The sequence below is a fragment of the Alteromonas sp. ASW11-130 genome (assembly GCF_026183735.1).
In the GTDB taxonomy this organism is placed as follows: Bacteria; Pseudomonadota; Gammaproteobacteria; order Enterobacterales; family Alteromonadaceae; genus Alteromonas.
Genome location: NZ_JAPFRE010000030.1, coordinates 1 through 578 on the forward strand (window position 1 = coordinate 1; position 578 = coordinate 578).

Below are 578 nucleotides of genomic sequence, written 5' to 3' on the forward strand. Positions count from 1 at the left end.
AAGGATTTTTTTCCTTCGACGATACAGTATTTGAAAGAGCCAGGGTGACAAAACACGGCAAACAGTGTGCTTACCTTACTTTTGAAGAGTTTGAAAAAATCAGCCAAGCTGGTCGATAAGTTTAGGAGAGAGTCCATGAGTATGTTTGTTAACACTAACGTTTCAGCATTAAACGCACAACGTCAAATGTTCGATACGAACAATTCACTTAATACATCGTTTGAGCGTCTGTCATCAGGTTTCCGCATTAACAGTGCCGCTGATGACGCAGCCGGTCTACAAATTTCTGACCGTATGACCACGCAGGTTCAAGGTCTTAATATGGCCGTGCGTAACGCTAACGATGCGATTTCATTATCACAAACTGCCGAAGGTGCGTTAGACGAAACCACCAATACGCTACAGCGTATCCGTCAGTTAGCTATTCAGTCACAAAACGGTATCAACTCTGATGCTGACCGTGGGGCACTGCAAAAAGAAGTGGCAGCGCTTAAAACGGAAATGTCGCGTATTGCCTCTGACACCCAGTTTAACGGTGTAAACGTACTAAACGGAAGTTATTCAGCTGACTTCCAGGT

1 protein-coding gene is annotated in these 578 nt (G+C 44.3%); it reads left to right on the top strand.

The window, feature by feature from the left end; all coding sequences use genetic code 11:
- Positions 1–135: 135 nt before the first annotated feature.
- A partial coding sequence (locus OPS28_RS11740; RefSeq protein WP_442863993.1) for a flagellin N-terminal helical domain-containing protein occupies positions 136–578 on the top strand: 443 nt, incomplete at its 3' end.